A 25,702-nucleotide genomic window follows, 5' to 3' on the forward strand; every position below is an offset into this window, starting at 1 on the left:
TGCGGCCCGCCTAGCGCACGGTGCCCGCCTAGCGCACGGTGCCCGCAGTGGGCCGTGGTCGGCGGTGGCGGGCGGTAATGCGCAGTGGTGATCTCTGGGCGTGCCACCCGCCCTTGATCCACTCGCCTTGCAGGACTCCGCGGTGTCCGGGCTGCTGGGACACCGCGACTTCCTGAAAGCCGAGTGGATCACCGGGTTTCCGCACTCCCTCGGCACGGAAATCGACTCGTCGGCGGGATCTCGGGGCATCCCGCAGGCTCGGACAGCCCGACATCAAGAAATCTGAGTCGATCACCGCTTCGTTGATCGATCAGCGGCTGATTCTGGGCGGCGGATCATCACCACGCCGGCGTCGCCGCGCTAGCACCACCCACCCGACCCCGGCAGCCAAGATCACACCAAGGGTGGCCAGGCCGCGCCTAGTTGCACCATCGCTCCCATCACCCGGACGAGTGCCAGTCGCTGTGGTCGAGCCAGCGCCGGCCGGAGCGCTCACCGATTCAAAACCCAGCGGCGGTACGTCTGCCGTCAGCGCCGCCACGAGATCGATGACTCCATAGCCGTACTCGTCGTCGCGCCCAGGAGGGCCCTTGTCGACGGCGGTTGCGGTCAGCCGATGTGCCACCTCTCGGGCCGGCAGGTACGGATACTTGGACCTGATCAAGGCAGCCGCACCCGCCACGATCGCCGTCGCGTCAGAGGTTCCGGTGCCCTTGCGGTACTTGCCGTCGATGCTCGTGCTGTAGATATCGACCGCGGGTGCAACTACATCAATCTCTGGTCCAGTGACGGAGACAGCAGCGTGAGCACCCGACTTATCGACTCCTCCCACGGCTAGGACGCCATCTTCAGATGCGGGGTAACCAACCTCAGTGTCCCCTGGTCGATTACCCGCAGCGGCGACGACAACGACATTCGCGAGAAGAGCCTCCCTGATCGCACGACGTAGGGCAGGGCTGGAGCCTCCTGCACTAGAAATGCTGATGATGTCAGCGCCGGAAGAAATTGCATATTCAATTGCTCTGCCTAGATCGTCGGCGCTGCTTCGGTTGTCGGCTCTAGATGAAACTATTGGCAGTATTTTAGCTTTCGGTGCTATGCCTTTGGCCCCACGATCTCCTTTTTGACCGTGGGCGGCGATAAGGCCAGCCATGCCAGTGCCATGACTATTCGGATCGGCCTGGCCATCGCCGCCCCCTCCTTCATTGGTAAGGTCAATGCCACGAAGAAGATTGCCTGTCAGGTCAGGATGTGGGTAAACCCCTGTGTCCGGAACTGCCACAGTAATACCCTCGCCCTGGCTGATGTTGTTGGCCTCGCCGGAGTTCAAGGCTACTAAATGCCACTGGTCTTCGCGGATGCGATTCAAGCCATCGGTCGACGGCAGGCTGGGCTGCCTCGCGGCGATAGGGGCGGGGGATAAGGCGTTAACCGCCACGAACATCAGGATCGCTAGAGAGGCGTGTATGTTTAATCTCTTCACCGGTCGATGCCGATTGCCGGCCCTGGGTCAATTGGCTCGTCGTCATCGGGAGGGCGGACCACTGGACGAACTCCCTGCTGCACCTCCCAAGGGTTGTCCGGATTCCAGTGATGCGGCTCGGTCGTTTCGCCGTCGTTCCGCCTGGGGCGGCCAATTCCACTGGTCCCGGAACTCCAGGGTCCCGGCGCTCCGCCGATTGGAGGCATTCCGTGTGCACCAGTAAAGCCTCTACCGGCGGAAGGACGTGATCCCGCCGCGCCGGTAGGCGCAGTACCGGCCCCACCGCCTCCAATCACGCCACCGACCGGGTTCACTCGGCGCGAGGGAACGCTGTTGCTGTCAGGCTGACGGGGCAGTGATGAGCCAGGAACGCTGCCGATAAGCCCTCCCGGGGGCATTGCTCGCGTTGGATCTAACCCGGGTCCGCGAGACGGGCCGTTCGAGCCATTTGCACCAGGTCGCCCGATCGGTACGGCCGGCTGGGTATTCACCGGCGCGGTAGCGGCAGTAGGCGGAAAGACGGGCGGTACGCCCGACAAGGAAGGCGGATGCGGTGCATTGGATGCAGGGCTGGGGTGCGCCACGCTGGGTGGGCTCAGCGGGGCACCGGCTCCAACCCCATTTAGAGTCGGGCCAATTCCAGTCGCTATAGACACTGGTGCAGCGCCATTGTTCTTAAGGCTGGGTGGGGACGCAGTCGCTCGCGACGGCATAGGTGCTGGCAGAATCGGTGGGATGATGGGCGCTGTAGCGCTGCCGTACACATCCGGGGTCGAAATGTCCTTGCCGGCCTGGAGAGGTGGCGGTGGTGGTTTTTGGAGAGTTGCTTGGGCTTGTTGGAGTTCGCCGCTCAAGTTGAACATCATCGACCGCGCCTGGGCGTTCAGCCGTTCCAACTCCCCGTCGCCAACCGGCGGCTCGGTGGCTCGGTTGCCCATCACCGCTTTGGGGTCGGCGACAACTGCCTCGTACGCCTGCTTCTGTTGGAACTTGGTCGCGTACTCCTCATGGATCTTGCGGAGTGCGGCGCGGGTGGTGCCGATGGCCTGGGTTGCGGCGGAGAGTGCGGTGTAGTTCGCGGCGGCGGCGTCGTGGGTGCGCTGCACCTTGTCGATGAGTTCGTCGAGTTCGGCGAGGTACGTGCGGGAGGCGGCGCTGGTTTCGGGGGGCCATGCCTCGGCGAGCCCGCGTCGGTACTGCTGGAGGCGGCCGAGGTGAGTCTGCGCCAGGTCGCAGACCTTGCGCCAGCCGGCGACCTGCTTCCAGTGGTTGGCGGTGTCGTGGTCCTGGAGGCAGGCCCACATGCTGTTGACGTCCATGAGTTGCCAGTCGGTGAGGCCGGAGGTGCGGCCGCTGCCCCGTTCGATCACGGCAGTATCACCGGCCCTTCGGCGTCGGGGCTGGTCGGGTCGTTCAGTGTCGGAGTCGGCCCGCCGGGGAGGACGCTTGCCGGGTTGGCGAGGGCTCGTTGGACGTCCACCACGCGCGCGGCGGTGAAGGCGTCGCTGTCGGCGTAGTGGGTGGCGACCTGGTCGGCGGCGGCGGCGAGGTGGCCGGTGGCGCCTCGGACGGCGTACACCATGTCGGCGGTGGCCTGCTGCGTCTCGTGGTGCGCGTGCAGGAAGGTGACCAGCTCGATGAAGGCGTCGCACGGGTTGGGCAGCTTCGCGGACATGTCTTCGGCGATGTACGACAGGTGGGGCGCGTAGTTGCCCTCGACCTCGGCGGCGAGCCGGTCGGCGAACTCTCTGAGCTGGCTGATGTCGGCTTCGATGCCGCCGTAACCGCGTAGCCAGGGTGCTGGCCGGTCCTCCTCGGGGATCATGGATCCTCCCTACCCGTAACGGCACCGTTTCCCTGAGTGAGATTAACGGCTCAACGCCACCATGGCAGCCCCCGCACGGCAGGTCTCGGGATCAGCGGGGCAGGCCGGAGGCACGCCACCCGCGGGAGGTGCCCGGTCGACTGCTGCGCGCCCAGGCGGACGTGGTCGCCGGCGCGGGCGCGGCGGCGGGACGGGACCTGATGATGATCGCCCCCACCAGAGCGGCCAACTCCTCGGCGGTGGGCACGCCGCGGACGACCCGGAACAGCGGCTCTTCGGCAGACATGCTGCCAGGGTACGCGGGCGCGAAGTTACCCGGAGCGCACAGTGGCGTGCCGGCGGTGTGAGCGTCAGTGGGTCCGGGTACCGTCTCACCGATGTCGAACGCGCTTCCCCAACTTGTCGCTGACCGATACCGGCTCCTGTCGCCGCTCGGCCAGGGCGGCATGGGTCGGGTGTGGAAGGCGCGCGACGAGGTGCTGCACCGGGATGTCGCCATCAAGGAGTTGGTGCCGCCGCCCGGCCTCACCGACGAGGAGCGCCGCGAGATGCGTGAGCGCTCGTTGCGGGAGGCGCGGGCCATCGCCCGGCTCAACCACGCAAACGTCGTCCGCATCTTCGACGTGCTGCGCACCGACGGTGATCCGTGGATCGTCATGGAGTACGTGGCGTCGAAGTCGTTGCAGGACACTCTCGCCGAGGACGGCCCCGTGTCGGTGGCCCGCACGGTGGAGATCGGCCTGGGCGTGCTGGGTGCGCTCAGCGCCGCGCACAAGGCGGGCGTCATGCACCGCGACGTGAAGCCCGGCAACGTGCTGCTCGGCGAGGACGGCCGGGTGGTGCTGACCGATTTCGGTCTCGCCACGATTCCCGGCGACCCCAATGTGACCCGCACCGGCATGGTGCTCGGCTCACCCGCGTACATCTCGCCGGAGCGGGCTCGGGACGGCACCGCCGGGCCGGAGGCCGACCTGTGGTCGCTTGGGGCGACGCTCTACGCGGCGGTCGAGGGCAAGTCGCCGTACGCGCGGCCGTCGGCGATCGGCACCCTGGCCGCGTTGGCCACCGAGCCGATTCCGCCGCCGAAGAACGCCGGTCCGTTGAAGGCCGTCCTCAACGGGCTGCTGCGGAAGGACCCGAACGAGCGGATCACCGCCGAGGTGGCGGAGCGGTTGCTGCGCCGCGCCGGGGGCAAGCGGTCGCGTGGCATCTCACTGCTCGATGGCGTACGCCGGCCGGGGCCGAACGGCCCGCGCGAGCCGCGCCCACCGCTGGTGCCGGCTCCCCGACCGGCCGAGAGCGTCGACCGGCCGGTGTCCCCGCCGCCGACGGCTTCCACCTCCGCTGCCGCCGCGACCACCTCTGCTACCGCCGCTGCGACCCCCGCCGCCGCTGCTACGCCGACCGCCTCCGCCGACCCGACCGCGGTGGTGCCTGTCGAGCCGACGGCGGCGGCGCAGGCCGAGCCGACCGCCACGATCGACCGCCCGGCACCGCCCGAGGCGGGGCCGACCGATGCCGAGCCGACCACGAAAGTCACGGCCGCACCCGACACGAGCGCCGACGGTACGACGAACGTCGACGACGAGCCGACTGTCGTCGACGGTCCGCCGGTGGCTCCGGGGCAGCGCAAGCCGTCCACCCCGACGGCGCTCATGCCGCCGGTGGGCCCCGCCGGTCGTGCGGCGGTGCCCCTCTCGGATGGCACGAAGCCGACCAACACCCGACGTAACCTGCTGATCGGGGCCGTGGTCGCCCTGTTGCTGATCGGTCTCGTGGTGGTCGTGCCGATGCTGACCAGCGGCGACGGCGACAAGACCCCGCAGGCCAACCCGACCGGTGCCGGCGCGACCTCGGGGGCCGCGCCGACCTCCGCCGCGGCGGTGCCACCGCCGCCCACCAGCGGTGCCCCGAGTCCGTCCGCCTCGGCCACACCCTCGGTCGACCCGAACGCGTTGCCGGCGGGCTGGAAGCTGCACCGCGACCCGGCCGGCTTCGCCCTGCCGATCCCCGACGGTTGGGTGCGTCGCCAGGTCGACAACATCACTGTCGTCTTCGACCAGTCCAACGGGCCGGGTGAGCTTCTCGTGCAGTGGACCAGCACTCCCGCGAAGGACGCGGTGAAGGACTGGGAGGGCCAGGAGCCGAACCGCGCGAGCCGCGTCAACAACTACCAGTTCCTCAGCATCAAGCCGTGCGACTTCTGGAAGACCTGCGGTGACTGGGAGTGGCTGGAGACCCGGGACGGGCAGCGGATCCACGTCCGTAACCGGGGGTTCGTGACGGCCAGCAACCGGGGGTACGCCCTGCGGTGGGAGATCGCCGAGAAGGACTGGCAGGCCAACCTGCCGAACTTCGACCGGATCGCCAAGGGCTTCGTGCCCGACCGCAAGGACTGAAACTCATTCGCATGACCTTCCGTCGTCGTGGGTAACTGACCTTCGACGACGGAAGGAGGCACGACATGGGTTACCGACGGAGGGACACTCGGCCCCGGCTGGCACTGTGGATGCTCGTGGCGCTCGGCGACGCGATCCTGCTGCTGGTCAGCGCGGGGCTTTCGGTGCTCGTCGCACTGCTCGGCGTCGTGATGGTTGCCGGCTTCGGCGTGGCCGCCTGGCGGTTGAGCCGCAGGAGCGCGCTCACTCGTGAGGACGCTGTGGTGCCGGCCCTGAGCCGGCGACGGGCCTGACCCGTACCCGGTGGTGTGGCGGCAGCCGGACCGATTGTCGACCGCGATGGTGACCGTCGATCCCGCTGCCGCCAACAGCCCGGTCAGGTGTTGTTTGCCAACGCGACCAGGCGGCTCCGGTCGCCGTTCCAGTAGTTGCGGTCCACGTTGCCGCTGATCCCGGAGACCGCGCCGGTGCTGGTGTACTGCCAGAAGCTCCACACCGAAGCCCCGGCCGGCAGCGCGCCGGGCGTGCTCGACCAGCGGGCCAGCCAGAGCGGGTGGTTCGCCCACGGGCCGGTCCAGCTGCCGGTGCACTGGTTCCACCAGCTGGTGGTGGTGTAGATGACCGCGTACCGGCCGGTGCGGGAGCGGTAGGTGTTCAGGAAGTCCTGGACCCAGTTGCGCATCCCGGTGGTGCTGAGCCCGTAGCAGTAGCCGCCGCTGTACGGGTTGGCCTCGATGTCCAGCGCGGCGGGCAGGGTGCGGCTGTCCGCGGACCAGGCGCCGCCGTTGGAGGCCAGGTAGGCGGCTTGGGTCGAGCCGGCGGAGATGTTCGGGCGGGCGAAGTGGTACGCCCCGCGAATGACCCCCGCGTTGTACGAGTTGACGTAGTTGGCGTTGAAGTTCGGGTCCTTGTAACTGGTGCCCTCGGTCGCCTTGATGAAGGCGAACTCGATGCCGGCGTTGCGGACGCTTGTCCAGTTGATGCTGCCTTGGTAGCGGGACACGTCGATGCCTGCGGTGGTGGCGGCGGCCGCCGGTCCGGCGGTCGCGACCAGGGCCGCCGCCGCGGTGGCGAGGACGGTGAGGCCGGCCGCCAGTGCGCGGCGCAGCGATGATGAGGTACGGGCCATGAGTGCCTCCAAGGACGTCGCTCTATCGACATCCATCTTTGGAGGTAAGTGCCCTAGATCGCAAGTGTGGTTGAAAAAAGCTTCAGCAATGGGCCGCGCAGGAGCCCGGCCCGAGGGTGGGACGGATCAGCGCAGGGTGGCCGGATCGAGCTGCCAGCGGAACGGCTCGACGATGCTCAACATCTCGCCAGCCTTGGCGACCTGGTCCTCGACGTAGTGCTCACCGTCCAGCCGGTACAGCCGCAGCGAGTGTCCCTCCCCGTCCTGCTCGACAAGCAGGTACCAGGGGATCCGCGCGATGGCGTAGAGCTGCATTTTGAGCAGACGATCGGCGGCGGCGTTGCCCGGCGAGACGACTTCCCCGACCAGACGCACCCGATCAGCGTCAAGGAAGGCGCCCTCGTCGTCGTCGGTCACGACGAGGTCCGGAATGACGACCCGATCGACGCCGAGCCGGACGTTGATCGCGTCGTAGACCAGGAAGCCCCGAGGCTCTGCTGCGGCCTCGATGCTGTTCGCCAGCCGACGCGACACCCGCTGGTGCCGTCCGCTCGGGGCAGGGCTCACCAGCAGGCTCCCGTCGAGCAGTTCGATCCGGTCAGGCGTCTCGCCCAGGGCGAAGTAGTCGGCTTCGGTCCACAAACCGATGTGCGGCTCCAGAGGTGCAGTGCTCACCGACGTTCACCTCCCGCTTCGCTCGCCACCCGATCAGTCTCACAGGATACGAGCCGGTGCCTCGGGAGCGACACGGAACGCCGCCGGTAGGCTCGCGCCCCATGATGTCGATCGACGGGCTGAGCGACCTGTGGGACACGCTGTTCGGCGCGCAGCCGGACCCACCCGCGCTACTGGTGCTGATCACCGGGGCGGTCGCGCTTGTGGTGGTCTCCACCCGGCTGCCGTGGCGGATCGCCCGTAACGCCATCACCATCGCGCACGAGGGCGGGCACGCCCTGGTCGCCCTGCTCACCGGCCGCAAGCTGCGCGGCATCCGGCTGCACTCGGACACGTCCGGGCTGACGCTCTCCGCCGGCCGCCCCACCGGGCCGGGCATGATCCTGACCCTGCTCGCCGGGTACGTCGCGCCGCCGCTGGTCGGGCTGGCCGGTGCCTGGCTGCTCGGCGGCAACCGGATCACCCTGCTGCTCTGGGTGGCCGTGGCGCTGCTGCTGGCCATGCTCGTCCTGATCCGTAACGCCTTCGGTGTGGTGTCGCTGCTGGTCACCGGCGCGTTGGTGTTCGCCGTCTCCTGGTACGCGACGCCACAGGTCCAGGCTGCGTTCGCGTACACCGGGGTGTGGTTTCTCCTGCTCGGCGGGGTGCGGCCGGTGGTCGAGCTGCAACGCCTGCGCTCGCGGGGCCGGATGCCCGCCTCCGACGCCGACCAGCTCGCCGGGCTCACCCCGTTCCCTGCACTCTTCTGGGTCGGCGTCTTCGCCCTGGTCAACGTGGCGGCGCTGATCGCCGGCGCGCTCCTGCTCGCCGGCCCGTTCCTCACCGACGCCGGCCTGACCGTCTGAACCCCTGCCGCTCGGGGTGTCGGACAGGCGCGGGCGGGCAGAATGGGGCCATGCGATACGTGATCATCGGGGCGGGCGCGGTCGGCGGGACCATCGGCGTACGGCTGGCTGAGGCCGACCGGGACGTGACCCTGGTGGCCCGCGGTGCCCACCTGGACGCGATCCGCGCGCGGGGTCTGACCCTGCGGCAGCCCGACGGTGAGGTCACCGCCCGGCTCGCGGCGGTGGACCGACCCGGTGACCAGCCGCTGCCGGTGGACACCGTGCTGGTCCTCACCGTGAAGTCGCAGGACACAGCCTCCGCGTTGGCCGCCTGGGTGGACGCCCCGGTGGTCGGCGGGGGCACGGCGGGCGAGCGTCTGCCGCTGGTGACCGCGCAGAACGGGGTGGCCAACGAGCGGGAAGCGTTGCGGCTCTTCGCCGACGTGCACCCGGTCTGCGTCTGGCTGCCGGCCACCCACCTGGACCCGGGCGTGGTCGTCGCCAACGGGTATCCGCACCCCGGGATGCTCCACATCGGTCGGTACCCGGGTGGCGCCGACGACACCGACCGGGTGATCGCCGCCGACCTGACCGCCGCCGGTTTCGTCGCCCCGGTCCGCACCGACGTGCTGCGCTGGAAGTACGGCAAGCTGCTCAGCAACCTCGGGAACGGCCTGCAGGCGCTGCTCGGCCGGGATGTTCCGGACGCGCTTGTCGAGCGGGTACGCGCCGAGGGTGTCGCAGCGCTCGCCGCCGCCGGCATCGCGCACACCGCGCCGGAGGAGGAGAAGGCCGAGCGGGGCGATCTGGTCGGGCAGCGGCCGGTCGACGGTACGGCCCGCTCCGGCGGCTCCACCTGGCAGAGCCTCGCCCGGGGCACCGGCTCCACCGAGGTCGACCACCTCAACGGCGAGATCGCGCTGCTCGGCCGGCTGCACGGTGTGCCGACGCCGGCAAACGTCGCCGTGCAGCGCGCGGTACGCCTGGCGTCCCGGGAACGGCTCGCGGCCGGCGAGTTCCCGCTCACCGAGTTGGAGAAGATGATCGCCTGACCGGGGCAACCGAAGCCCCTGTCCGGTGCGTGTTCCCAGCGACCGACACGGGGAGGTAGCGGGGTGCCGGACGTCGACGGGTTCGACGAGTTCTACCGGGGGAGTCGGCAACGACTCCTCGGGTTCGTCTACGCCCTCACCGGCGACCGGGGCGAGGCACAGGACGCCGTGCAGGAGGCGTACGTCCGGGCGTGGCAGCGCTGGTCGACGGTCAGCGCGTACGACGACCCGGAGGCGTGGGTGCGGGTGGTGGCCAGCCGGATCGCCGTCAGCCGGTGGCGCAGCCTGCGCAGTCGGGCCCGCGCCTACCTGCGGCACGGCGCGACCGAGACGGTCCCCGGGCCGGGCACCGAAACCGTCGAGGTGGTCGCCGCGCTGCGCCTCCTGCCCGAGGAGCAACGCGTCGCGATTGCCCTGTACTACCTGATGGGTATGCCGGTCGCCGAGGTGGCGCGGGAGACCGCGGCCCCGGTGGGCATGGTCAAGGCCCGACTCTCCCGGGGGCGTGCCGCGCTCGCCAATCTGCTCGCCGTCTCTGACCTGGAGGAGGCAACCGATGCGTGACGACCCGACGTTCGTCGAACAGATCCAGCGGGACCTGCAGGACGTGCGCTGGCTCGGCCCTGAGGAGATCCGCGCCCGGGGCCGTCGCCGCAGCCAGCGCAGGATCGTGGTGGCGGCCGTCGTGCTGGCCCTCGCCGGGGGCTCCGCCGTGGCGGTCGCCGCGACGAGAATGCCCCCGGTGCCCGGTCTACCGGCGGCCGCGCCGATCCGGCACGAGATCACTCTCGACGCTCTGTTGCAGCCGGAGGACCTGCCACAGCCGGTCTACGTGGAGCTGAGCCAGGCAGGGCTGGGCGAGCCGGTCCGGCTGGAGGACACCCTCGGCCGCTGCCGGACGAGTCAGGGGCGATCGGACGGCTGGCAGATGTCGATCCTGTCCCGTTCGCAGACCCTCATGCGGAAGCCCACCCAGGGGGTCCTTGTGCCGGGCGACGCTTTGGTCATGCAGGATCTCTTCAGGCTGACACCCGAGACGGCTCGACAGCTCTTCACCAGTCTGGACGATCTGGTCGCGCCGTGCGCCGAGTGGCGGAGCGTCGCGCAGTGGGTCACGCCGGACACCACCCACACCGCGGAGGTGATCCACAGGTGGGCGGTGGTGCAACGGGGCTTCGCGGGGGACGACGCTGCCATCCTGCGGGACTCGCTCACGGGCCCTCGGGACGTGCAGACCGGGCAGACGCTCGCCAAGGCGCCGCCGCCGACCCTCCTGGCGGTCGTCCGGGTCGGCGACACCGTCTCGCTGCTCCGCATCGCAGATGACGACACCGAGGCCGACCTCATGCAGCTCGCGGTGGCGGCGGCAGCGCGGATGTGCGCCGCAGCCAACCCACCCTGCTGACGCGGCCGGGCGATGATCCGCACAACATCAGGGTTGTTGCTGCCTTGCGTCGCCCGGAGGCGGCACTTTCCCTGAAGGTGCGCGGATCAAGCGGCCGCGACCAGCGTCAGAGCGGGATGTTGCCGTGCTTCTTGGGAGGCAGGGTCTCCCGCTTGGTCCGCAGGACACGCAGCGCCCGAACGATCTGGGTACGCGTCTCGTGCGGCGGGATGACCGCGTCGACGTACCCGCGTTCGGCGGCCACGTACGGGTTGGCCAGGGTGTCCTCGTACTCGGCGATCTTCTCGGCCCGGACCGCCGCCGGGTCCTCGGCGTCGGCCAGCTCGGAGCGGTAGAGGATGTTCACCGCGCCCTGCGCGCCCATCACGGCGATCTGCGCGGTCGGCCAGGCGAAGTTCAGGTCCGCGCCGAGGTGCTTCGAGCCCATCACGTCGTACGCCCCGCCGTACGCCTTGCGGGTGATCACGGTGACCTTGGGGACTGTCGCCTCGGCGTACGCATAGATGAGCTTGGCGCCCCGGCGGATGATGCCGTCCCACTCCTGGCCGGTGCCGGGGAGGAAGCCGGGCACGTCCACGAAGGTCAGCACCGGGATGTTGAACGCGTCGCAGGTACGGACGAACCGGGCGGCCTTCTCCGAGGCGGCGATGTCCAGGGTGCCGGCGAAGTGCATCGGCTGGTTGGCCACCACACCGACCGGCCGCCCCTCGACCCGGCCGTAGCCGACGACGATGTTCTGCGCGTAGAGCGGCTGGACCTCCAGGAACTCCCCGTCGTCGAGGACGTGCTCGATCACGGTGCGGATGTCGTACGGCTGGTTGGCCGAGTCCGGGATCAGGGTGTCCAGCTCGCGGTCCTCGTCACTGACCTCGAGCGACGCGCCGGCCTCGACCACCACCGGCTCGTCGAGGTTGTTCGACGGCAGGTACGACAGCAGCGCCTTGACGTAGTCGACCGCGTCCTCCTCGTCGCTGGCGAGGTAGTGCGCGTTGCCGCTGCGGGAGTTGTGCGTCCGCGCGCCGCCCAACTCCTCCATGCCGACGTCCTCGCCGGTCACCGTCTTGATCACGTCCGGGCCGGTGATGAACATGTGCGAGGTCTGGTCGACCATCACGGTGAAGTCGGTGACCGCCGGGGAGTAGACCGCGCCGCCGGCGCAGGGCCCCATCACCAGTGAGATCTGCGGGATGACTCCGGAGGCCCGCACGTTGCGGAAGAAGATCTCGCCGTACAGGCCGAGCGAGACGACGCCCTCCTGGATGCGCGCGCCGCCGGAGTCGTTGATGCCGACCACCGGACAGCCGATCTTCATGGCCAGGTCCATCACCTTGACGATCTTCTGGCCGAAGACCTCGCCGAGCGAGCCACCGAAGACCGTGAAGTCCTGCGCGAAGACGCACACCTGCCGGCCGTCCACCGTGCCGTAGCCGGTGACCACACCGTCGCCGTACGGGCGGTTGCGCTCCAGCCCGAAGGCGGTGGACCGGTGCCGGGCCAGCTCGTCGAGTTCGACGAAGGAGCCCTCGTCGAGCAGCATCTCGATCCGCTCGCGGGCGGTCTTCTTGCCGCGCGCGTGCTGCTTCTCCACGGCGCGGGCCGACCCGGCGTGCACCGCCTCGTCGACCCGGCGCTCCAGGTCCGCCAGCTTGCCCGCGGTGCTGTGGATGTTGGTCCCGGTCTCGGTAGTCACCCACGGAATATAACGATGGTTCAGGTGGGTGCCGCTGTGCAGTACGCCTCAGTGTCGACCAGGGCACCGCCGTAGGCTGGCGGAATGTCGGGCTCCCCGTACACCGATCTGAACCGCCCGCCGCTGTCGGCGGCCCGGCTGCGCCGCGCGTTGGTCGCGCCGAACGGGCCCTGGGCCCGGCTGGAGCTGCGCGCCGAGACCGGCTCCACGAACGCCGACGTGGCCGAGGCCGCCCGCGCCGACGAGCCCGAGGGCCTGGTCGTGGTCGCCGAGCGGCAGACCGCGGGGCGTGGCCGCCGCGGCCGGGTCTGGCAGTCGCCCGCGCGGGCCGGCATCGCGACGAGCGTGCTGCTGCGGCCCGGCGAGGCCGTGCCGGAGCGCGGCTGGCTGCCGGTGGCACCCACGGGGTACGGGTGGCTGCCGTTGCTGGCCGGCGTGGCGCTCGTCGAGGCGGTGGCCCGGCTGGCCGAGCTGGAAGCCACCCTCAAGTGGCCGAACGACCTGCTGATCGACGATGCCAAGTGCGCGGGCGTGCTGGCTGAGGCGGTGCCCGGACGGTCGCCCGACCAACCACCGGCGATCGTGCTGGGCATCGGGCTCAACGTGACGTTGCGCGCCGACGAGCTGCCGGTGAATCCGACCGGGCTGCCGGCCACCTCACTCCAGCTTGCCGGCGCGGTGGCCACCGATCGGGATCCGCTGCTGCGGGCGCTGCTGCGGGCGGTCGCCGACTGGTACGACCGTTGGCGCTCGGCGGGCGGCGACGCGGTGGCCAGCGGCCTGCGCGACGCCTACCTGGCGGCCTGCGCGACGGTGGGCCGGGAGGTACGTGTCCTGCTGCCAGACGGCAACTCCCTGACCGGCACCGCCACCGGCGTCGACCCGGACGGCCAGCTGATGGTCACCACCGTCACGGGAGCCAGAACCCTGGCCGCCGGTGACGTCCTGCACCTCCGCTGACCCCTCCTTCCACGATCGTGCGGTTGCTGTCCCGGCAGATCGGGTGAGAGCCGCCAACGACGACGGTAAGTGCAAGATCACGGACAACGGGTGGAGCCGCGTGGCGGATGTTGTGCGAGGGACTGGGGGGTTTACCGTCTGCGCGTCCAGAAAATCGCGTTGGAGGTTCCCGTGGCGTTTCCCGAAGACGTGCTCACCGAGGATGAGCATGTCGTGCTGCACCTGCACCCGCACTGGAAGGCGTTGATCCGGCCGATCGCGGTGCTGGTGTTGGCCATCGCCGCGGTGGTGGTCGGCGTGCTCCTGTTGCCCGAGAGCGGCGGCGGTTCGATCGCGCTGGCCGTGATCGGGGCGATCGCCCTGGTCGCGGTGCTCTGGCTCGGCCTGTGGCCGTTCCTGGTCTGGCGCACCACCCACTACCTGTTCACGAACGAGCGGGTTCTGCTCCAGAAGGGTGTCTTCTCCCGGGACCGGCGGGACCTCCCGCTCGCCCGGGTCAACGACCACTCGATGAACCAGCGCTTCGTCGAGCGCCTGCTCGGCTGCGGGACGCTCACCATCGAGTCGGCAGGTGAGCGCGGCCAGTCGGTGCTCGCCGACGTGCCGGACGTCGGAAAGGTGCAGACCAAGCTGTACGAACTGGTCGAGGCACAGCACGACAAGCACTCGCTCGGTGATGGCGAGATGCGCGACATGCTCGCCGACATGCAGGACGGCAAGTCACTCCGCGACACCACGAGCTGAACCGGGCCGGTGGAGACCCGCCCCTGCCCGGGGCGGGTCAGTCGCTGCCTCCTGCCGGGCTGCCGTCGGACGTGCCCGTCGGGCTGTTGTCGGACGAACCGACGGCGGGCGGGTCTGCCGCGAGCTTGCCGCTGTCGCGCTGGTCAGCCTCGGTCGAGACAGCACCGGCGGTCGCGGCGGGGTCGGCCCCAACCGGGTCGGCCTCGACCGGTCGCACGGCGAACCAGCCACGGAAGCGGGTGCGCAGCACCTCCTGCTCGGGCCGGTCGTCCGGGCCGAGGCGCAGCATGGTGCCGGTGAGGCTGACGGTGCCGAGCCCGGGGCGGGCTGTCGACGGTCGGGCGCCCATCACGTCGACCCGGACCGCGAGCCGGTCACCGGCCCGCACGGGGGCGAGCCAGCGCAGCTCCTCCAGGCCGGGGGACGCGTCGGCGGCGGCCCGGGACAGCAGGTGGTCGACGTACGCGCGCATGAACAGACTGACGGTGTAGAACCCGCTGGCGATCAGACCGCCGTGTCGGCTCGCCGCAGCGAGGTCGGGGTCGACGTGGTACCACTGCGGGTCGAAGCGGCGGGCGAACGCGACCATCTCGTCGCCGTCGACGGTGACCACGCCCAGGTCGACGGTGAGCCCCGGGACGAGGTCCTCGAAGAACAGCTCTGCCGGTCGCCCCGTGCCGGAGCGGGTGTCGGGTGTCGTCACCGGCGGGGCACGCGGCGGGTGCCGACGCGAAGCTCCGCGGCGAGTTCCGCGTCCAGGTCGACGGCGGGGCTGACGCTCAGTCGGGTGGGTCGGCCCTGAGTGGGTGTGCCGGGTGGGGTGTCGACGCGTTGCGCGGACTCCGACTCTTCGAGCTCGGACACGGACTCCGCCAACTCGGCGACCGGGTCCATCTCGGCCATGGTGTCCCACTCGTCCCGAGGAATGCTGTGCCAGGTGGCCTCGGGCTTGGCGGCCTCGTCCTCGGTCGGTGCGACGGGTTGGAAGACGAAGGTCCGGTACGACCAGAACCGGAACAGCGTGGCAAGCATGACGCCGACGGTCTTGGCCAGATTCAGCGCCAGCAGACCGTGTACGCCGAGGCCGTACTTTGCCGCCGCGACGGCGCCCAGCTCAATGAGCAGGCCAGCGCCGTTGAAAAGGAAGAAAAGGAGGTATTCCCGGCGAAGCGCTGATTTCGGACGATCGCGGTACGTCCAGTGCCGATTCATGAGGTACGACGTGATCGTGGCGACGATGGTCGCGATCACCGTCGCCTTCAACTGCCCGTTGACGAAAACAGTCAGTGCGAGGGCGTTGAACACCGCGTAATTGATGACGGTGTTGATGCCGCCGACGATGCCGAACTTGAGCGCCTCGTGGATGAACTTCTGCCAGCGCTCAGGCAGCAGACGGACAAGACGCATGCGAAACACCTTAGGGCAGTCGGTGCGGCCGGCGATCACCGGCCGAACGAGATGGGCGGCAGCTCACGCCCTGTGGTCAGGGTCGGGATTCACCTGCGGAACGGTCGGGGTTCCCGCTTCGACGAAGACGAACCGCCGGTAGGACCAGAATCGGAACAGCGTGGCGAACCCGGTGCCGACGATGTAGCTGGCGAGGTTGTCCGCCAGGCGCGTCTGGAACACGGCCGGCCAGATGGCTCCGAGCCCGTAGCGGCTGAGCGCGAGGCAGGCGACAGTGATGCCGAGCCCGACCGCGTTGAAGAAGAAGAAGAGGGCGTACTCCCGGGCCGCGTTGTTGCGCTGCCGGTGCCGCCAGGTCCAGAACCGGTTGCCGACGAAGGCGACGGAGGCCGCGATCACCGTGGAGATTGTCTTGGCCGTCAGCTCCTCGACGCCGTGCTTGCTCGTCAGGTAGTTGAAGAGCGCGAAGTCGACGAGGAAGGCGAAGCCACCCACTGTGGCGAACTTGCTCATCTCGCGGAGCAGGTGACCGAAGCGGTCGAGCAGCATGCCGACGAGACCCCGTCGGGTCTGCCGGGGACCCGGTTGTTCCCCGGTCATCGTGGCGGCCACGGGGGGAGCCTACCGGCTGCTGGCCAGTCGCAGGGGTAGCAACGGCAAGCGGGCGTGGTCTCCCGGAGGGGCCAGCGCCACGTGCGTAACCGTTGCGCAGAGCGTAGCCAATTGGGAGGACTGAGCCGCCACGGAACGGGAATCCCCGCATCGGTCGGCGGGGCAGGTCCACGGCCCGACCGCAACAAGCGTCCGCCGGGGTGCACAACAAGATTTGCGTGAAACTGCGCGGGAAAGCGGGTATCAGCTCGTGATGCCGCAGCGAGGCCGTAGCTTGTGCAGTTCTTCACAACCTGTCCCACTGACTCGGAAGGCTGCCCGGTTTACGCTGAGGCCAATCCCAGGTTTCCACGAAGGCGACGCATAGCGCCGCCGAGTCTCGTGCATCCCATAGATCGGTCAGCGTCGACCACAAGGAGATGTGTCATGGTTGCTCCGGCTGTTGTGCGGGGTATCGATCAGGCCCCGACGTCCCATCCGAAACTGCTCGCCTGGGTCCGTGAGGTCGCGGAACTGACCACCCCCGACCGTGTCGTCTGGGTGGACGGCTCCGACGAGGAGTGGCGTCGCCTCACCGACGAGCTGGTTGAGGCCGGCACGCTGATCCGGCTCAACCCGGAGAAGAAGCCCAACTCGTTCTACGCGCGTACCGACCCGTCGGATGTCGCCCGGGTCGAGGAGCGCACCTACATCTGTTCCGTCGACGAGGCGGACGCCGGCCCCACCAACAACTGGATGGCGCCGGCCGAGATGAAGCGGACGATGACGGATCTGTACCGGGGTTCGATGCGCGGTCGCACGATGTACGTCATCCCGTTCGTGATGGGCCCGGTCGAGGCCGAGTCCCCGATGTTCGGTGTCGAGATCACCGACAGCCCGTACGTGGTCGCCTCGATGCGCATCATGACGCGGATGGGCACCCGGGTCCTGGAGGCCATGGGCGACGACGCGGACTTCGTGCACGCCCTGCACTCGATCGGCGCGCCGCTCGCCCCCGGTCAGCAGGACGTCGCCTGGCCGTGCAACGAGACCAAGTACATCTCGCACTTCCCGGAGACCCGGGAGATCTGGTCGTACGGCTCGGGGTACGGCGGAAACTCGCTGCTCGGCAAGAAGTGCTACTCGCTCCGGATCGCGAGCGTGATGGGCCGGGACGAGGGCTGGCTGGCCGAGCACATGCTGATCCTCAAGATCACCTCGCCGGAGGGTCGGGTCTACCACATCGCCGGCGCGTTCCCGTCCGCCTGCGGCAAGACCAACCTCGCCATGGTGGAGCCGACGATTCCCGGCTGGAAGGTCGAGACCATCGGCGACGACATCGCCTGGATGCGGTTCGGCCCGGACGGCCGCCTCTACGCGGTCAACCCGGAGTACGGCCTGTTCGGCGTCGCGCCCGGCACCGACTGGAAGACCAACGCCAACGCCATGCGCACCCTGGACCGGGGCAACTCCGTCTTCACCAACGTCGGCCTCACCGACGACGGCGACATCTGGTGGGAGGGCATGGGTGAGCCGCCGGCGCACCTGATCGACTGGAAGGGCAACGACTGGACGCCGGAGAGCGACAGCCTGTCCTCCCACGCGAACAGCCGGTTCTGCACCCCGATCACGCAGTGCCCGATCCTCGCCGACGAGTACTTCGACCCGAACGGCGTGCCGATCGACGCGATCCTCTTCGGCGGTCGCCGCAAGGACACCGTCCCGCTGGTGACCGAAGCCCGCGACTGGGTGCACGGTGTCTACATGGGTGCGACGCTCTCCTCGGAGACGACCGCCGCCGCGTCCGGCGCCGTCGGCGTGGTCCGGCGGGACCCGATGGCGATGCTGCCGTTCATCGGCTACCACGCCGGGGACTACTTCCGGCACTGGATCGAGATGGGCAAGGGCACCGACGGCGACGAGGCGAAGCTTCCGAAGATCTACTACGTCAACTGGTTCCGCAAGGACCCGGACGGCTCGTTCCTCTGGCCGGGCTTCGGGGAGAACTCCCGGGTGCTCAAGTGGGTCGTCGAGCGGATCGAGGGCACCGCGGACGCGGTCGAGACGCCGGTCGGCATGGTTCCCGCGCCGGACGCCCTGGACGTCGAGGGCCTGGACATGACCCCGGAGGACGTTCGGATCGCGCTGAAGGTCGACCCGGACGAGTGGCGCAACGAGCTGCCGATGATCACCGAGTGGTTCGAGAAGTTCGGTGACAAGCTGCCCGGCGTGCTCTGGGCCGAGTTGGACGCGCTGCGCGCACGCCTGGACGCCGCGCAGCCGCAGCGGTAGGTGTGAACGAGACCCATCGCGGGCAACATCGGATGTCATGACGACGGCCGCCGAGACCCAGGTCCGGCGGCCGTCCGCCGTCCGGGTGCTCACCACCCTGCTGGCCACGACGGCGGCAGCCACCGTCGTGGTCGAGCTGCTCAACTGGTGGTACGCCCCGGAGCAGGGCTTCGGGCTCGCCGTACGCACCGGCTGGGCCATGCTGCGCTCGTTCGGCTTCCTGCTGCTGATCGGGCACGTCCGACGGGGTCGTACGGTGGCCCGCCCGTTCGGGCTGATCCTCGCGGTCACCACGATCTTCGCGGTCGGCCGGCTCATCGTGCCCCGGCAGGGGGTGCCGCCACTGCCCGGCCTACTCGGCTTCGCCATCCTCACAGCCCTCTGCGTCGCGGTGGTCTGGCTGCTCTACCGCTCGTCGGCGCTGGCCGGGCACCTGGTCCGGCACCGTCCACGCCTCGTCATCGACCGCGACGGCATCTCCTGGCGGGAAACCCCACCACGCCGACCACAGGCCAGCGCCTGGTTGTTGACCAGCCGGGTGGCCGCCTTCACCTACAGCCCCCTGATGCTGGTGCCGGCACTGGTCGCAGGTGGTTCCATCCTGGACGGTCGACTGACGGCGGTGCCGGCCGTGCTGTTCTGGTTCGGCGCGGGCATCACGGCCAGCTACGCCGTGCTGTTCTGCACCGCGTTCCTGATGCGGGGCAAGGACTGGGCGCGCGGCCTGCTGGTCGTCGTCACGGTGGCCGTACTCGCCGTGGATCTGCCGCTCTGCTGGTGGCTGCTGGGCGTGGACGGCCTGATCCGCGACGGCGCTCCGCTGCTCGCCGCCGCCGGGCTGGCCCTCTACGGCCTCCGCCGCGCCGCCCGCGCCCCCGACACGGTCCCGGCCTGACGCCGGCGCGCTTCCGTGCGCCCCGCGCCCCGCGCCCCGCGCCCCAAGATCCTGCTCGAACCAGGATCGAGTGGCCTCACCGATACGCCGACACCACTACTTCCTGGTTCGAGCACGATCATGCGGACCTGGCCCCGGCAGGTCGCCCCGGTCCTTGCACGCCGGCGCTTCCTGAGTAAGACCGGGGCAGTTGTGCCGTGCGGGAGCGGGCCGGGTGGGCTGGCAGAGGGCAGGATGGCGGGTGGCGCCGGTCACAACGGTGGCGTGGCCGGCGCAGGTGGATCGGCGGGTGCGGGAGCAGTCCGGTCGGAGGGAGGCGCGCGGTGAGCGACGAGTTCGACGTGGTGGTGGTGGGGGCGGGGCCGGCCGGGGCGGCTGCCGCGCTGACGGCACGCCGGGCGGGGGCCAGCGTGCTGCTGCTGGACCGGGCCGACTTTCCCCGGGACAAGGCGTGTGGTGACGGGATCGCCGCGCACTCGGTGGACGTACTCGCCGAGCTGGGGGTGACCGAGGCGGTGGCGGGCTACGCGCCGCTGCCGGCGTTACGCATGATCGCGCCGGGTGGCGGTGCGGTGGCTCGGGCGCTGCCCCGGCCCGCGTACACCGTGCCCCGGAAGGTCTTCGACGCGCGGCTGGTGGCAGCCGCCGTGTCAGCCGGCGCGCTGCTGCGCCGGCACACCGTACGCCAGGTCGAGCCGCGCGCCGACCGGGTGGTGCTCGACGGGCAGGTGTCCGGCCGGGTGGTGATCGGCGCGGACGGCGCCGGCTCCGTGGTCCGTCGGGCGCTCGGCCACCCGCAGAACCCGGACCGGCACCTCGCGCTTGCCATCCGGGGGTACGCTCCGGCGCTGCCCGGCCCGTCCGAGCAGCTCATCGTCACATCGAAGGCGCGCTGGCCGGCGTACGCCTGGTCGTTTCCGATCGGCGACGGACGGGCGAACGTCGGGTACGGGGAGGTCCTGCGCGGTGAGCCGCTGAGCCGCGCGTACCTGCTGGACCGGCTGGCCGCGCTGCTGCCCGGCACCGACCTGGCGACCGTGACCGCGTTGCGCGGCCATCACCTGCCGCTCTCCACCCACCGGCCGGCGCCGGGGCGGGGGCGCACCCTGCTGGCCGGGGACGCGCTGTCGCTGATCAATCCGTTCACCGGCGAGGGGATCTTCTACGCGTTGCTCTCCGGCGCGCTCGCCGGGTCGGCGGCGGCCCGGTCACCCGAGGCCGCCGCCGGCCGCTACGCCAACGGGTTGCGTCGCCGCCTCGGCACCCACCTGCGGCACAGTTCGGTCGCGGCCTGGTTGGCCCGGCGGCGGCGGGTGGTGGACGCCGCGGTCCGGGCCGCCCGTCGGGATGACCGGGTGTTCTACGACGTGGTCGAGTTGGGTCTGGGTGACGGCCGGCTCACCGCTCGTACGCTGGCGATGATCGGCATCGGTCTGCGCGGCGGGGATGGGGCTCCGAGGCAGTGAACTGGCGCGTGGGTCGCTACGCTGCTAGGTGATGACGCTGCGGAACCTTATCTACTCCGTGTACGAGCGCCGGCTCACGGCGAAGCTCGCGGGTAAGCCGGTGCCCCGGCACGTCGGGGTGATGTGCGACGGCAACCGCCGATGGGCGAGGGAGATGGGCTTCGTCGACCCGAACGACGGGCACCGGGTCGGCGCGGCGAAGATCAAGCATGTGCTCGGCTGGTGTGACCAGGCCGGTGTCGGGCACGTGACCCTCTACCTGTTGGCCACCGACAACCTGCGCCGCCCGGCCAGTGAGCTGGACCCACTCCTCAAGATCATTGAGGATCTGGTGGTGGAGTTGTCCGAGGAGGGCAACCCCTGGCGGCTGCGCATCGTCGGGGCGCTCGACCTGCTGCCGGCGCAGACCGCTGCGGCGCTCAAGGGCGCCGAGGAGCGCACCCGCGAGCGCACCGGCGGCGCGGAGGTCAACATCGCGGTGGGCTACGGCGGTCGCCGGGAGATCACCGACGCGGTCCGTTCGCTGCTGCTGGAGCACGCCGCCACCGGCGGCACGCTTGAGGAGTTGGCCGAGGTGCTGGACGTCGAGCACATCGCCGAGCACCTCTACACCCGAGGCCAGCCCGACCCGGATCTGGTCATCCGCACCAGTGGCGAGCAGCGGCTGTCCGGCTTCATGCTCTGGCAGTCCGCGCACTCGGAGTTCTACTTCTGCGAGCTCAACTGGCCGGATTTCCGGCACATCGACTTCCTGCGGGCACTGCGCTCGTACGCCACCAGACAACGCCGCTACGGCGCCTGACCCGGCGGCGACGCCATCGGGTCGCCGCCCGGTCAGGGCAGGTCGGTCAGGGCAGGTGGGTCAGCGCCCGGGTGAGGAAGTCGCCCAGGGCTGCCGGCGACTCGATGGTCAGGTCGGCGGCGTTGGCCACCTCCTGCCCGGTCTCCGGGTTGGCCACCGCCACGCAGACGCCGAGGAAGTCCGGATCGGCGGCGGCACGGGCGCGCAGCGCGGCGAAGGCCTTGATGTCGGAGACGTCGTCGCCGAAGTACCAGGCGCCCGTGGCGCCCTTGATCGCCTCGTCGATCACCATGCCCTTGTCCCGGTCGACCGGGGGCTTGAGCTCCAGCACCATCCGCCCGGCCTGCGAGCGCAGTCCCAGGCGGTCGGCCTGCTCCTGCCCCCACTGCTGCACGGTCGCGCCAAGCTGCGGGGCGGTACGCCAGTGCAGCGCCACGGAGAGCCGCTTGTACTCCACGAGCGTGCCGGGCGGCAGCTCCGCCCGAGCCAGGTCGGCCAGCTCCGCCATGGTCGGCACCCAGGGCAGCGCGGCCGGTTCGGTCACGGTCTCCCCGCCGGAGTGGCTGTGCTCGAGCCCGTAGAGGCCGTAGAGGTCCACGCCGACGAGCCCGCCGAGTTGGTCCCGGAGGAACTCGACGGGTCGGGCGGAGACGATCGCGACCCGCTGCACGATCGGGGCGAGTGCCTCGATCGCGGCCAACGCCGAGGGGGCCGGGCGGACCGCGGTCGGATCGTCGTCGACGGGCGCGAGCGTTCCGTCGAAGTCGAAGAAGAGCACGGTCCCGGCCGCCCGACTGGCGGTTATCCGCCAGGCGTGGTCGGCGTTCAACGGGGTCCTCGGCTGCTGATTGCCCAGATTCAACGGCGGCACGCGCGTCAGCGTACCCCGGCGATCCAGGCTCATTCCTGGCCGAGTGAACCCGTTGAGCGGTACGCGATCAGCGTTCGGCGGCTCCTCGTCCGCGCCGGCCGAACGGCACCACCGCCGCTTCCTGGCCGTGGCTCAACAGGTAGCCCTCCACGAAGCCGGTGTTGCGATCGCCGGTGTGGTTCTCGATCTCGTTGAGCCGTGCCACCAGGAACTCGGTGAGCGCGCTGATCCGGTTGTTCAGACGCTCGTGCAGCTCGGCGACGACGGCCAGAACGACCGCGGTGCCGGCGGTGATGAGCGCAAAGAGGTTGACGAGCAGCGGAAGCTGCCCGCCGTCGACCGCGAAGGTCACTGTGTTGCCGGTCGCCCAGAGTGTCAGTGACACCGTCGCGACCACGACTGCCAACCACTTCAGGGTCATGGACAGACCCCTCCTTCTGTCCCGCAGGGCTGGGTTCGGCCTTGTCCCGTCCCCCCGCCGATGACGAGCCCAAGCAGTACGAATAGGGACGCTAGCGTGCCCGTTCCGACCCCGGAGGCAAACGAATGAACCTGACCAGGCGTTCTTTCGCCATCTGAGGAACTAGCCTGCCTGATTGCCCCTTTTTCGGACATCGACCGGCAACGTTGGGCGGTATGCGAGGTATCTAATGGTTTCGCGGATGTGGAACTTCTCCGCGTCCGACACCTGTGGATCGACCAGACGGCGCAGCAGCGCCTCCACGTCCGGGTCCATCGGAGGGGCGGCCTGCCCGGCCCTCGGGCCGGCGGCGGTGCGGTCCCAGCCGAGCGCGGCGAAGGCGGCGGCCGGGTTCAGGCCCAGGCCCTCGCAGAAGGCGACCACCCGTTCCGCCTCGGGATCGCTGGCCCAGTCACCTCGGACCCAGCGGTTGATGGTCTGCCGGGAGACGCCGGTGCGCCGGGACACCTCGGTGCCGCTCCAGGCTCGGGTCGCCCGTGCCTCGTCCAGGGCCCGCCGGACGAAGGTGGCGAAGGCGATCTTCCGCGCATTGGCCGTCTCGGTCACCCCGTGACGGTACGGCCAGCCGACTGCTGCTGCGCGCCCCGGCTCGCCCCTGTCACGCGGACGTGACGAAGGGTTCGGATTTCCGGTAAACGAGTCAGTGCCACTGTTGAGGGGTGTCACGCGGGCAGAATAGATGAACGTAGTGGCAAACGTAAGCGGACGAAAAGCTGATACTGTCACGCCCATGGGACAATCTACGGTGTGTCACGTGCATGAGACGATTGGTGCTCGCGTGCGTCACGCCCCCGGTGCCGGGGGGTCGCGGTGACCGAGCTCGCCACCCGCGCCCAGGCCTTCGGGCTGATCGCCGAGGGGGTCGCCGCAGGGCTGACCGCCCCCTGGCGCCTCTACCTCGCCCGAGGCTGCCGCTACCTGTCGCTGAGCGTCGGCGACCGTGCCGAGTGGAACGCCTGGCGTACCCATCTCGGCTGCCCGGAGCTGAGCGTCCGGGTCTACGACGCCGGCGGCGAGATCCGCCGGTCCTCGATGGCCGAAGTCGTGCTGGACGGCTGCCGGATCAGCGTCGAGCTGGTCGAGGAGGTCAGCACCGACGACCTGGACCGGCTGCTCGTCGCCGACCCCACCACGATCGAGCCGGAGGAGCGATGACCTGGCGTCCCGGCTGGGCCGGAGCTGCCCGATGAGCCCGTTCCTCGCGGTGTTCCTCGTCCTGGTGCTCGGGGCCACCAGCTACGCGGCCGGTCGGCTGCACGGCCAGCTCAGCTACCGCATCGGCTACCGCTTCGGTTACCGGCAGGGCTACTTCGACGGTGACCGGGGTGCCTGGAACCGACGTCGTCGGGACGCCCAGGCGGCCATCGCCTCGGCCCTGTCGGTCTCGCCGGCGGGGGTGGTCCGCTCCGCAGGTGCGGTCGCCCGCCCCGGCACCACGTACACCGGCTCCTCGTTCAGCACGCCGGCCGCGCCGATCACCGGGCGGCACCCGACCGGCACGCTCGTCCGACGTACGGGGTGAGGTCGGGCGGCGGGTCACGCCCGCCGACCGGTGCCACGAACGCGGTGCGTCGTCCGCGGCGGACACGCACCGTCGGGGTCACGTCAGACCGGTGACGGTGGCCCCACCGGCCGGGATGCGCGCAGGGGGCATGCATCCCGGCCGGTTCACACCTGCCCGCCACGACGGACGCGCTGGTGGCAGCCACGCCGGACGGGAGTTCGCGCATCCGACTTTGGAGATCCACCTTCGGCCTCTAGCCGGGAAGGTCGAGCGGGGCTAGCGTCTAGGCATGGCACGGGGTTCTCCCGAGCCAGCCGGTCCGCCCGGATCTGCGACCTCGCGCACGGGGTTCCGCATCCGACCCCGTGTCCCCGGGCACCGGAGGAGGCGGAACACGGGTGGCGGGTGCCCATCCGTCGGAGCAGGCCTGTGACGACTCGCCGTACCATCGCCGGTGCCGACCAGACCCCGGCCGCGACTGCCACGACCCGCCGCGCCACCAGGAGCCGCCGCTCGGCGGCCGCCGAGCCGGCCGACCCCAAGGAGCCACGACCAGCCGGCCAGGCCTTTGTCCTGGACACGTCGGTGCTCCTGTCCGATCCGGCGGCGTTCCACCGGTTCGCGGAGCACGAGGTGGTGCTGCCCCTGGTGGTCATCACCGAACTCGAGGGCAAGCGGCACCATCCGGAGCTGGGCTGGTTCGCCCGGCAGTCGCTGCGGATGCTCGACGACCTGCGCATCCGGCACGGCCGCCTCGACACGCCGGTGCCCGCGAACGACGTGGGTGGCACCCTGCGGGTAGAGCTGAACCACACCGACGACGGCGTCCTGCCGCCCGGGTTCCGCACCGAGAGCAACGACGCCCGGATCCTCTCCGTCGCGCTCAACCTCGCCGCCGAGGGGCGGGAGGTGACGCTGGTCAGCAAGGACATGCCGCTGCGGGTCAAGGCGGCCTCGGTGGGTCTGCGTGCCGACGAGTACCGCCACGGCCAGGCCAGCGACCCGACCTGGACCGGCATGTCGGAGATGGAGTTGAGCGAGGAGCAGATCGGCCAGCTGTACGCGGGCGAGACGCTCGACGTCGACGAGGCGGCCGGGCTGCCCTGCCACACCGGCCTGGTGCTGCACTCGGGGCGTGGCTCCGCACTCGGTCGGGTGCTGCCGGACAAGTCGGTGCGTCTGGTCCGGGGCGACCGGGAGGCGT

General features: G+C 70.2%; 27 protein-coding genes. 15 read left to right on the forward strand and 12 right to left on the reverse strand.

Translation table 11 applies throughout. The annotated features are described in order from the left end of the window. Positions 1–310: 310 nt before the first annotated feature. The 3 genes from ACWER9_RS18025 to ACWER9_RS18035 form a co-directional block, all read right to left on the reverse strand. Positions 311–1,444 carry a S8 family serine peptidase gene (locus ACWER9_RS18025; protein WP_452302898.1) on the reverse strand — a complete coding sequence of 378 codons (1,134 nt, stop codon included), beginning with the start codon at positions 1,442–1,444 and terminating at the stop codon, positions 311–313. A gap of 1,405 nt (positions 1,445–2,849) precedes the next feature. Then, positions 2,850–3,308: a hypothetical protein gene (locus ACWER9_RS18030; RefSeq protein WP_452302899.1), complete on the reverse strand. Its 459-nt coding sequence runs from the start codon at positions 3,306–3,308 to the stop codon at positions 2,850–2,852. Between the two features lie 91 nt (positions 3,309–3,399). After that, on the reverse strand, positions 3,400–3,594 hold the full coding sequence (locus ACWER9_RS18035; RefSeq protein ID WP_452302900.1) for an acyl-CoA carboxylase subunit epsilon: 195 nt from the start codon (positions 3,592–3,594) through the stop codon (positions 3,400–3,402). Positions 3,595–3,685: 91 nt separating this feature from the next. On the opposite strand from ACWER9_RS18035, the gene ACWER9_RS18040 reads away from it, so the two are divergent. Both ACWER9_RS18040 and ACWER9_RS18045 read left to right on the forward strand, forming a co-directional pair. After that, on the forward strand, positions 3,686–5,707 hold the full coding sequence (locus tag ACWER9_RS18040; protein ID WP_452302901.1) for a protein kinase domain-containing protein: 2,022 nt from the start codon (positions 3,686–3,688) through the stop codon (positions 5,705–5,707). A 65-nt stretch (positions 5,708–5,772) separates the two neighbouring features. After that, the gene (locus ACWER9_RS18045) at positions 5,773–6,000 is read left to right on the forward strand and encodes a hypothetical protein (protein ID WP_452302902.1); all 228 of its coding nucleotides are present in this window, start codon (positions 5,773–5,775) and stop codon (positions 5,998–6,000) included. A gap of 83 nt (positions 6,001–6,083) precedes the next feature. On the opposite strand, the gene ACWER9_RS18050 is transcribed toward ACWER9_RS18045, so the two are convergent. Next, complete coding sequence (locus tag ACWER9_RS18050; RefSeq protein WP_452302903.1) at positions 6,084–6,836, reverse strand: GH25 family lysozyme; 753 nt, start codon at positions 6,834–6,836, stop codon at positions 6,084–6,086. Between the two features lie 126 nt (positions 6,837–6,962). Further along, positions 6,963–7,511, reverse strand: a complete 549-nt coding sequence (locus ACWER9_RS18055) for a Uma2 family endonuclease (protein ID WP_452302904.1) — start codon at positions 7,509–7,511, stop codon at positions 6,963–6,965. Positions 7,512–7,612: 101 nt separating this feature from the next. Between ACWER9_RS18055 and ACWER9_RS18060 the strand changes: the two genes are divergently transcribed. The 4 genes from ACWER9_RS18060 to ACWER9_RS18075 all read left to right on the forward strand — a co-directional run bounded on the left by ACWER9_RS18060 (position 7,613) and on the right by ACWER9_RS18075 (position 10,795). Beyond that, on the forward strand, positions 7,613–8,356 hold the full coding sequence (locus ACWER9_RS18060; protein WP_452302905.1) for a M50 family metallopeptidase: 744 nt from the start codon (positions 7,613–7,615) through the stop codon (positions 8,354–8,356). Between the two features lie 50 nt (positions 8,357–8,406). Next, positions 8,407–9,390 (forward strand): ketopantoate reductase family protein, encoded by a 984-nt coding sequence (locus tag ACWER9_RS18065; protein ID WP_452302906.1) that lies wholly within the window; start codon positions 8,407–8,409, stop codon positions 9,388–9,390. 63 nt (positions 9,391–9,453) lie between these two features. Further along, positions 9,454–9,954, forward strand: a complete 501-nt coding sequence (locus tag ACWER9_RS18070) for a SigE family RNA polymerase sigma factor (protein WP_452302907.1) — start codon at positions 9,454–9,456, stop codon at positions 9,952–9,954. Then, positions 9,947–10,795, forward strand: coding sequence for a hypothetical protein (locus ACWER9_RS18075; protein ID WP_452302908.1), 849 nt, complete (start codon positions 9,947–9,949; stop codon positions 10,793–10,795). Before ACWER9_RS18070 ends, ACWER9_RS18075 begins: the two co-directional genes overlap by 8 nt. Positions 10,796–10,901: 106 nt before the next feature. On the opposite strand, the gene ACWER9_RS18080 is transcribed toward ACWER9_RS18075, so the two are convergent. Continuing rightward, positions 10,902–12,485: an acyl-CoA carboxylase subunit beta gene (locus tag ACWER9_RS18080; protein ID WP_452302909.1), complete on the reverse strand. Its 1,584-nt coding sequence runs from the start codon at positions 12,483–12,485 to the stop codon at positions 10,902–10,904. A gap of 84 nt (positions 12,486–12,569) precedes the next feature. Between ACWER9_RS18080 and ACWER9_RS18085 the strand changes: the two genes are divergently transcribed. Together ACWER9_RS18085 and ACWER9_RS18090 are read left to right on the forward strand one after the other, a co-directional pair. Next, positions 12,570–13,445, forward strand: coding sequence for a biotin--[acetyl-CoA-carboxylase] ligase (locus ACWER9_RS18085; protein WP_452302910.1), 876 nt, complete (start codon positions 12,570–12,572; stop codon positions 13,443–13,445). 171 nt (positions 13,446–13,616) lie between these two features. Further along, a complete protein-coding gene (locus ACWER9_RS18090; RefSeq protein ID WP_452302911.1) occupies positions 13,617–14,189 on the forward strand; it encodes a PH domain-containing protein in 573 nt (190 codons plus the stop codon). A 37-nt stretch (positions 14,190–14,226) separates the two neighbouring features. Here ACWER9_RS18090 and ACWER9_RS18095 read toward each other — a convergent pair whose 3' ends face one another. The 3 genes from ACWER9_RS18095 to ACWER9_RS18105 all read right to left on the reverse strand — a co-directional run bounded on the left by ACWER9_RS18095 (position 14,227) and on the right by ACWER9_RS18105 (position 16,196). Then, on the reverse strand, positions 14,227–14,892 hold the full coding sequence (locus tag ACWER9_RS18095; RefSeq protein WP_452302912.1) for a MaoC/PaaZ C-terminal domain-containing protein: 666 nt from the start codon (positions 14,890–14,892) through the stop codon (positions 14,227–14,229). Next, positions 14,889–15,596 (reverse strand): GtrA family protein, encoded by a 708-nt coding sequence (locus ACWER9_RS18100; RefSeq protein ID WP_452302924.1) that lies wholly within the window; start codon positions 15,594–15,596, stop codon positions 14,889–14,891. The genes ACWER9_RS18095 and ACWER9_RS18100 overlap by 4 nt, the downstream gene beginning before the upstream one ends. 63 nt (positions 15,597–15,659) lie before the next feature. After that, complete coding sequence (locus ACWER9_RS18105; protein WP_452302925.1) at positions 15,660–16,196, reverse strand: GtrA family protein; 537 nt, start codon at positions 16,194–16,196, stop codon at positions 15,660–15,662. Positions 16,197–16,634: 438 nt separating this feature from the next. Between ACWER9_RS18105 and ACWER9_RS18110 the strand changes: the two genes are divergently transcribed. The 4 genes from ACWER9_RS18110 to ACWER9_RS18125 all read left to right on the forward strand — a co-directional run bounded on the left by ACWER9_RS18110 (position 16,635) and on the right by ACWER9_RS18125 (position 21,642). Beyond that, positions 16,635–18,479, forward strand: coding sequence for a phosphoenolpyruvate carboxykinase (GTP) (locus ACWER9_RS18110; protein WP_452302913.1), 1,845 nt, complete (start codon positions 16,635–16,637; stop codon positions 18,477–18,479). A gap of 37 nt (positions 18,480–18,516) precedes the next feature. Continuing rightward, the gene (locus tag ACWER9_RS18115; protein ID WP_452302914.1) at positions 18,517–19,374 is read left to right on the forward strand and encodes a hypothetical protein; all 858 of its coding nucleotides are present in this window, start codon (positions 18,517–18,519) and stop codon (positions 19,372–19,374) included. 323 nt (positions 19,375–19,697) lie between these two features. Further along, positions 19,698–20,840: a geranylgeranyl reductase family protein gene (locus ACWER9_RS18120; protein WP_452302915.1), complete on the forward strand. Its 1,143-nt coding sequence runs from the start codon at positions 19,698–19,700 to the stop codon at positions 20,838–20,840. 31 nt (positions 20,841–20,871) lie between these two features. After that, on the forward strand, positions 20,872–21,642 hold the full coding sequence (locus ACWER9_RS18125; RefSeq protein WP_452302916.1) for an isoprenyl transferase: 771 nt from the start codon (positions 20,872–20,874) through the stop codon (positions 21,640–21,642). Between the two features lie 46 nt (positions 21,643–21,688). On the opposite strand, the gene otsB is transcribed toward ACWER9_RS18125, so the two are convergent. The 3 genes from otsB to ACWER9_RS18140 form a co-directional block, all read right to left on the reverse strand. Beyond that, on the reverse strand, positions 21,689–22,513 hold the full coding sequence (gene otsB / locus ACWER9_RS18130) for a trehalose-phosphatase (protein WP_452302917.1): 825 nt from the start codon (positions 22,511–22,513) through the stop codon (positions 21,689–21,691). Between the two features lie 67 nt (positions 22,514–22,580). Next, positions 22,581–22,934, reverse strand: a complete 354-nt coding sequence (locus ACWER9_RS18135) for a hypothetical protein (protein ID WP_452302918.1) — start codon at positions 22,932–22,934, stop codon at positions 22,581–22,583. 162 nt (positions 22,935–23,096) lie between these two features. Further along, positions 23,097–23,540: an XRE family transcriptional regulator gene (locus ACWER9_RS18140; protein ID WP_130407314.1), complete on the reverse strand. Its 444-nt coding sequence runs from the start codon at positions 23,538–23,540 to the stop codon at positions 23,097–23,099. Between the two features lie 264 nt (positions 23,541–23,804). On the opposite strand from ACWER9_RS18140, the gene ACWER9_RS18145 reads away from it, so the two are divergent. The 3 genes from ACWER9_RS18145 to ACWER9_RS18155 all read left to right on the forward strand — a co-directional run. Then, positions 23,805–24,149 (forward strand): hypothetical protein, encoded by a 345-nt coding sequence (locus tag ACWER9_RS18145; protein WP_110562608.1) that lies wholly within the window; start codon positions 23,805–23,807, stop codon positions 24,147–24,149. Positions 24,150–24,180: 31 nt separating this feature from the next. Next, positions 24,181–24,516, forward strand: coding sequence for a hypothetical protein (locus ACWER9_RS18150; RefSeq protein WP_452302919.1), 336 nt, complete (start codon positions 24,181–24,183; stop codon positions 24,514–24,516). Positions 24,517–24,927: 411 nt separating this feature from the next. Beyond that, positions 24,928–25,702: PIN domain-containing protein (locus tag ACWER9_RS18155; protein ID WP_452302920.1), on the forward strand; the 775-nt coding region annotated here is incomplete at its 3' end.

Source organism: Micromonospora sp. NPDC003944, from assembly GCF_053605225.1.

Coding starts and splice junctions, on each gene's coding strand:
- ACWER9_RS18040 (WP_452302901.1), top strand. CDS start 3,686: ATGTCGAACGCGCTTCCCCAACTTGTCGCTGACCGATACCGGCTCCTG.
- ACWER9_RS18045 (WP_452302902.1), top strand. CDS start 5,773: ATGGGTTACCGACGGAGGGACACTCGGCCCCGGCTGGCACTGTGGATG.
- ACWER9_RS18105 (WP_452302925.1), bottom strand. CDS start 16,196: ATGACCGGGGAACAACCGGGTCCCCGGCAGACCCGACGGGGTCTCGTC.
- ACWER9_RS18135 (WP_452302918.1), bottom strand. CDS start 22,934: ATGACCCTGAAGTGGTTGGCAGTCGTGGTCGCGACGGTGTCACTGACA.
- ACWER9_RS18060 (WP_452302905.1), top strand. CDS start 7,613: ATGATGTCGATCGACGGGCTGAGCGACCTGTGGGACACGCTGTTCGGC.
- ACWER9_RS18110 (WP_452302913.1), top strand. CDS start 16,635: ATGGTTGCTCCGGCTGTTGTGCGGGGTATCGATCAGGCCCCGACGTCC.
- ACWER9_RS18085 (WP_452302910.1), top strand. CDS start 12,570: ATGTCGGGCTCCCCGTACACCGATCTGAACCGCCCGCCGCTGTCGGCG.
- ACWER9_RS18050 (WP_452302903.1), bottom strand. CDS start 6,836: ATGGCCCGTACCTCATCATCGCTGCGCCGCGCACTGGCGGCCGGCCTC.
- ACWER9_RS18025 (WP_452302898.1), bottom strand. CDS start 1,444: ATGTTCGTGGCGGTTAACGCCTTATCCCCCGCCCCTATCGCCGCGAGG.
- ACWER9_RS18115 (WP_452302914.1), top strand. CDS start 18,517: ATGACGACGGCCGCCGAGACCCAGGTCCGGCGGCCGTCCGCCGTCCGG.
- ACWER9_RS18065 (WP_452302906.1), top strand. CDS start 8,407: ATGCGATACGTGATCATCGGGGCGGGCGCGGTCGGCGGGACCATCGGC.
- ACWER9_RS18150 (WP_452302919.1), top strand. CDS start 24,181: ATGAGCCCGTTCCTCGCGGTGTTCCTCGTCCTGGTGCTCGGGGCCACC.
- ACWER9_RS18035 (WP_452302900.1), bottom strand. CDS start 3,594: ATGTCTGCCGAAGAGCCGCTGTTCCGGGTCGTCCGCGGCGTGCCCACC.
- ACWER9_RS18030 (WP_452302899.1), bottom strand. CDS start 3,308: ATGATCCCCGAGGAGGACCGGCCAGCACCCTGGCTACGCGGTTACGGC.
- ACWER9_RS18125 (WP_452302916.1), top strand. CDS start 20,872: ATGACGCTGCGGAACCTTATCTACTCCGTGTACGAGCGCCGGCTCACG.
- ACWER9_RS18075 (WP_452302908.1), top strand. CDS start 9,947: ATGCGTGACGACCCGACGTTCGTCGAACAGATCCAGCGGGACCTGCAG.
- ACWER9_RS18100 (WP_452302924.1), bottom strand. CDS start 15,596: ATGCGTCTTGTCCGTCTGCTGCCTGAGCGCTGGCAGAAGTTCATCCAC.